Origin of the sequence: Faecalimicrobium dakarense (assembly GCF_000499525.1) — a bacterium.
GTDB classification, from domain to species: domain Bacteria; phylum Bacillota; class Clostridia; order Peptostreptococcales; family Peptostreptococcaceae; genus Faecalimicrobium; species Faecalimicrobium dakarense.
Map to the genome: position 1 here is coordinate 1 of NZ_HG529439.1, position 5960 is coordinate 5960.

At 25.2% G+C, this 5960-nt stretch carries 5 protein-coding genes; all 5 read right to left on the reverse strand.

Annotated features, from left to right (window positions below; translation table 11 throughout):
* Positions 1-364: 364 nt before the first annotated feature.
* The 5 genes from BN899_RS18035 to BN899_RS18055 all read right to left on the reverse strand — a co-directional run bounded on the left by BN899_RS18035 (position 365) and on the right by BN899_RS18055 (position 5814).
* Complete coding sequence (locus tag BN899_RS18035) at positions 365-1030, reverse strand: ABC transporter ATP-binding protein (protein WP_042278388.1); 666 nt, start codon at positions 1028-1030, stop codon at positions 365-367.
* An 11-nt stretch (positions 1031-1041) separates the two neighbouring features.
* A complete protein-coding gene (locus BN899_RS18040) occupies positions 1042-3492 on the reverse strand; it encodes an ABC transporter permease (protein WP_042278390.1) in 2451 nt (816 codons plus the stop codon).
* A gap of 213 nt (positions 3493-3705) precedes the next feature.
* Positions 3706-4419, reverse strand: a complete 714-nt coding sequence (locus BN899_RS18045) for a LytR/AlgR family response regulator transcription factor (protein WP_042278394.1) — start codon at positions 4417-4419, stop codon at positions 3706-3708.
* On the reverse strand, positions 4397-4753 hold the full coding sequence (locus BN899_RS18050; protein ID WP_042278396.1) for a GHKL domain-containing protein: 357 nt from the start codon (positions 4751-4753) through the stop codon (positions 4397-4399). The genes BN899_RS18045 and BN899_RS18050 overlap by 23 nt, the downstream gene beginning before the upstream one ends.
* Before the next feature lie 56 nt (positions 4754-4809).
* Complete coding sequence (locus tag BN899_RS18055) at positions 4810-5814, reverse strand: hypothetical protein (RefSeq protein WP_042278398.1); 1005 nt, start codon at positions 5812-5814, stop codon at positions 4810-4812.
* Positions 5815-5960: the final 146 nt, after the last annotated feature.

Sequence of the window (5960 nt, forward strand, 5' to 3'; positions counted from 1 at the left end):
TTCAAATTCTATAAATTAACCTACTGTTTAATTTTCAAAGTTCATTTTCAACTTTCGTTGTTTTCTTTTGTTTGCCGTCCGTATCTCTTTCGGACAAGTAATACTATATCACCTAAAAAATATATCGTCAACACTTTTTCTTAATTTTTTTAGTATTTTTTTATTTTTTCTTTATCATTTAAAGTTATACACATACTTTTTCGAAGATATCCACATTATCTACAATCTGTATTTAGCTTATATGGCAATTCAGTCTTATAATATCCACAATTTTACGGTTAACTTTTGAAAAATTTATATTTTTAAACTTTTATATAAAAATAAAACCCTAATATTATTAGAGTTTTATTTTTTATACATTAAATTAATCCATTATTGTTCCATCTTGTATTTTTATACAAATATCAGCTTCTCTGGCTATCATGTCATTATGAGTTATCATTATAAGTGTCTGATTATAATCATTCACACATTCTCTTAATATACTCATAACTTCTTCTGTTGACTTTGTATCTAAATTTCCTGTAGGCTCATCTGCAAATATAATTTTAGGTTTATTTATAAGCGCTCTAGCAATAGCCACTCTTTGTTGTTGCCCTCCAGATAATTCATTAGGAAATTTTTTTATTTTATCCTTTATTTGTAGTCTCTCTAGTAATTTTTCTAGATATTTTTTATCTACTTTTCTATTTTCTAATAATGAAGGCATTATTATGTTCTCATACACATTAATAACTGGTATTAAATTAAAGTTTTGAAACACAAATCCAAAGTTATTTATCCTTATATCAGCTAATTTTCCATCTGGCATATTACTTATTTCTTCATTATTATAATAAACTTTTCCATCAGTTGGTTTATCAAGACCTGCCATACAATTTAATAATGTACTTTTTCCAGAACCACTAGCACCTACTACAGCAGTGAATTTATTTTCTTCTATATTTAAATTTATATTCTTTAAAACATGTAACTTATTTTCATTTTTACCATAAATTTTATTTAAATTTTCTATTTTTAATATCATCATACTAATCCCCCTTATTCATTCCTATTAATTCCATATGATATGCTCATTTTTTCTAGTTTTTGCTTAGACAAGTATACTGATATAATACAAACTACTATCACTAAAAAAGTAAATATTACTATTTCATTAAAAGGCACTTCGAATTTTTCTAGATTCTTAGCCCCAAATCCAATTTCCATAATCTCATTAACCATAGACACATCTTTGTACCCTTTATATATAGCATGAGCAGACCCTAGTATGCAGCTAAGAAAAGCATAAATTAAAGATTCCTTAATAAGCATGCTTTTTATCTTTTTCATACTCATACCAATACTTCTTAAAGTTGATAGTTCCCTAGTTCTAATTAGTATTCCTGTTTTTATAGTGTAGTAAATATTTAAAGAAGCTACTACAGACATAAGTAATAATAAAAACATACTTTGCACCTTAGCAATTTCCTGTAATTTTTCTTGTTCTGCTTTGTATTTCGCCCTGCTTTCTAGATTATTGTAATCCTTCTTTCCAATCATCTTTTCTATTTTATTTTCAACTTCTTTTTCTTTTCCACTAGAAGCTTTTACTCCTATCACATTAACATCATTTATATTAGTCAATTTAGATAATTCTTCTATTGGCATTATTACCGTCATCATTCTTCCATAGAAATTATTTAAAATCCATTTTCTATCTAAGAAACCAGCGATTCTAACTTTTTCAACTTTATAACTTAGCTTTCCATCATTTACTGATGGTATTTTTATTTCAATCAGTTCTCCAATTTTCAAATCCTTATCTATTGGTTCATTGGTTCCATCAGTATGATTATTAACAAAAACATTTATGTATTCACTATTATTCTCATCACTTTTTTCTTCTATATATTTATCTAACTTTTTCAAATCTTTTTCTGTATAACCCCTAACTTCTAAATATGATTCATTCTTATTCATAGACCCAGATAACACTAATTTTCCATCTACATAGTCTACATCATCTATATTTTTAATTTTTTCTACATCACTCTTACTATACATACCTATAGCATTTTCCACATTATAATCGTCTTTATTTAGTTTTATATCATACTCACCAATATTTTGACTTGGCATATGCATTACATTCATACCACTTTTATTGTAATTTGATAATGCAGTTATATACATAGATCCAACTAATCCTATAGATAATATACAAAGAATAGCCCTTGTCCTAAATCTAAATACATTTTTATATGCCATCTCTCCAGTTATATTAAATACTTTTCTTATCCATTTATAATAAAATCTATTTCTAAATTTTCTATTGCTAAAGTCATTGTTTCTCATACCTTCTACAGGAGATACCCTAGTCGCCTTATATAGAGGAACTATATTTGAAATAAACACCGTAGTTATTGCTATTAATATTGGTATTAATATTGCTTCTTTAGTTATATAAAGACTTGGATTTTTAGGATATATTTTAGTTATGTAATTATATACATAACCTCCTCCAACTAAAAATCCAGATGCTACTCCAATAGCTACTAATATTAAACTTTGTATAAAAAGCATAAAAAATATTTGATGTTTTTTAGCTCCTATAGCTCTTAACATCCCTATTGATTTTTTCATGTCAAATAAAGTCATTATAAAAATATTGCATATTAAAAGTGCCGATACTGCTATAGGGAATAACATGTTTCTTATTTCATAGCTTGTTGCTTCTTCACCAACACCAAGAGAGTTTAGTCCCTGAATTAAGCCGATATTCATAGTAAAGTTATACTCTGTAAGGCCGTATTTATTCATCCTTTTATACATATTATCCATTGTAGTCTTTTCATTTTTTACATTTAAAATACCATCATTGGTAATAAGGTTTTCTGGTATTAAATTTGTATATCCGCCTGTAAAAGCTCTAAGTGTATATTCTTTATACTCCTGGTAATAGTCTTTAGTTCTACTGACTACTCCAACTAATTTAAATTTATGATTTTTATTGTATATTTCTTGCTTTCCATCAGGACTTTTATATTTTTTAACTATATTAAAATCTATTTCTTTACCTAATTTATTTTCTAAATTCATTTCCTCTATAGCTCTATTATCTAAAACTATCTCATTTTCATTTTTTGGTTCTCTTCCTTTTATAACTTCATACTTGCTTTCTTCTAAATAATATGGACTATATGTATTAAGAATACTCTTAACACCATTTTTATAAACAATACTACCTAAATTGATTATCTTATATGTAACATCACTTGTATTATCATTTAATATTTTTTGCAATGCTTCATCATCAATATCACTATATTCATAGTCATAAGTCCCAAATGTATTATATAGTTTTTCTGTACCTAACTTTATATTTGTTTGTTTTTGAACAATATTTGAAAATGATATTAATGTAGCCAATCCTATGGCTACTATTATAGAAAAACTTCTCCCTTTTTGCTTTTTCAGATAAGAAAAAGCTAACGTAAAAACACCTTTCATAATTACCTCCTTTTTGACTAATATATAGCTATTTAACGCTAATTAGTTTTACTTAAACTAATGTATTTACCTTCTAATAGAGCAAACTATGATTCTTGTGCACAAAAATAGATGCTATCCTCTTTTGATTAAAGGATAGCATCCATTTTTTTTATATACAATGCACTATGCACAACTGTGCATTTTAATGTTATAACTGTCATGTTTTAGTTTTTATAATACTGATAAAAGGCTTTCAAGGTATACATCTTTAAACTCTTTAAATCTATATCTACTTATAGGAACTTCTTCTTTATTCTCCATAATAGCTACATATTGTTTTACATTTCCTACATAGTCCAAATTAACCAAATAACTTTTGTGACATCTATAGAAATTTTTTTGGTTTATTTTGCTTTCTATACTATCCATAGTCATATTAATAGAGTGCTCGGATGTTTTTGTATGTATAGTTATTTCTCTTTTTAAAACTTCGATATAATAAATATCTGATGTGTTTATCTTAAATATTTCAGTTTTAGAACTCAAAATTAACTCTTTACCCTTATTTCTCTCTATTTCATTAAAGCAAGAAATCAAATGCCTCTCTAGGTCACATAATTTTATAGGCTTTAGCAAATACCTATAAGCCCTTACTTCATATCCTTCTTGTACATAGTCTATTAAAGATGTTGTGAATATAATTTCTACATTTTTATCATACATACTTCTTATTTTTCTAGCTAAAGTCATTCCATCAATCTCTTCTAATTGTATATCTAATAAAAATATATCTACATTCTTTGGATAATCTTTTATTAAACTTTCTCCATTTTTATAAATCAAAAGCTCATATTCTTCATTTATACTTTCGAAAATTTTTTCGATATACCCTTTTATCAGCTTTTGTTGGCTTAATTCATCTTCACATAATACTATTTTTTTCATAGTTCAAATTCACTTCACTTTCTATCGGAATATAAATATCTAGTTCAAATTCATTACCCAAATCCTTGAATCTAAACTCTCCATTGTACTTATTCAATGAATTTTCAACGCTTTTTAAACCTATTCCATGAAAATATTTATCTTTTTTACTACTTATAATATTATTATCATCTGTTTTTATATCATTTTTTTTTGAGTTCACACTCTTCAATACAAAATAATTTTTAACTATAGTTCCTCTTATATATATTTTTCTTTCATTATCTTTTATCTTTAAACATGCTTCCATTGCATTATCTAATATATTAGAAAAAATACTACACACATCAATCATTTGCACGAAGTTACATTTTTCAAAATTTATATCTGCAAAAAAATCTATATTATTATCTATACAAATATCATTTTTTCTTTAAGTATAATGTCTAATATATCATTTTTAGTGTTATATATATATTCGATCTTCTCTATTTCTTTTTGAAGTTCTATGCTATATTTCCTAGCATTTTCATTTGCATCAATATTATTGATGCAGACCAAATGATTTTTTAAATCGTGATAAAGTCGTTTAGTTCTACCTTGATTTTCTCTTATTCTTTCATAGTAATTGTATTGAGCTCTTATTTTTTCTTCTATCACTACTTTTTCCTTTTCTAAAATTATGGATTCTTTTATCTTCTTAATTGTAAATATTAAAAGTATAACAACCACAACCAATGATGGAATTATGTTTTGATATAAAAAACTATCCATCAAACTCCATATCTCTTTATATGTTGAATTTTTAAATTTAACTCCATATATCCAAATAGACTTATCTATAAAATTGTATATATACAAAAATGTTACTAAAAATATAACAGTTAATATACTTATTATGTATTTTTTCTCTCTAAAAGTATTTCTATATTTTTTTAATATTAAATTTAATACAAATAAAATGATAAAAACTAGTACTTCACGTAAAATTGCAACTAATACACCTGGATAGTTATCGCCACCAAGCCCAATAGCTATACAAAAAAATGTAATTCCCCAATAAATTATATTTCCAGTAATAAAAAGTACATTTTTATAAACTATAAAAAACATAAATGCTTGCCACAACTTAATTTCATAATTTCTTTTACAAAAATACATAATTATAGAAATAAATACAATTTGAAACAAATTCAATTCCATTGACCACAAACCTAACATAGCTATTCTATTCAAATCAAAACGATTATTCAGACAAACTAAAACCACAACTAATATTATAAATTTCCAAAGAGAACTTTTTACTTCTTTGTATTCTCTTTTTTTGTTTTGGTAAATATCAAGGAAATTTTTAAATACTAAAATTTTAAATACAATTAATAATGTATGTGACATTTCCAATGCAAATGATTCCATAAATTCCTCCCCTTACAATTCTACCATAGAAAAAATATTTTAACGCATTAAATAACCATATATACTATCCACTTTTACTTAGATTTAAATAATTAAAACGCAAAAAAGCACAGAACTAGATAAAATAGTTCTGTGCATAAAAAAAG

Coding starts and splice junctions, on each gene's coding strand:
- BN899_RS18035 (WP_042278388.1), bottom strand. CDS start 1,030: ATGATGATATTAAAAATAGAAAATTTAAATAAAATTTATGGTAAAAAT.
- BN899_RS18040 (WP_042278390.1), bottom strand. CDS start 3,492: ATGAAAGGTGTTTTTACGTTAGCTTTTTCTTATCTGAAAAAGCAAAAA.
- BN899_RS18045 (WP_042278394.1), bottom strand. CDS start 4,419: ATGAAAAAAATAGTATTATGTGAAGATGAATTAAGCCAACAAAAGCTG.
- BN899_RS18050 (WP_042278396.1), bottom strand. CDS start 4,753: ATGATTGATGTGTGTAGTATTTTTTCTAATATATTAGATAATGCAATG.
- BN899_RS18055 (WP_042278398.1), bottom strand. CDS start 5,814: ATGGAATCATTTGCATTGGAAATGTCACATACATTATTAATTGTATTT.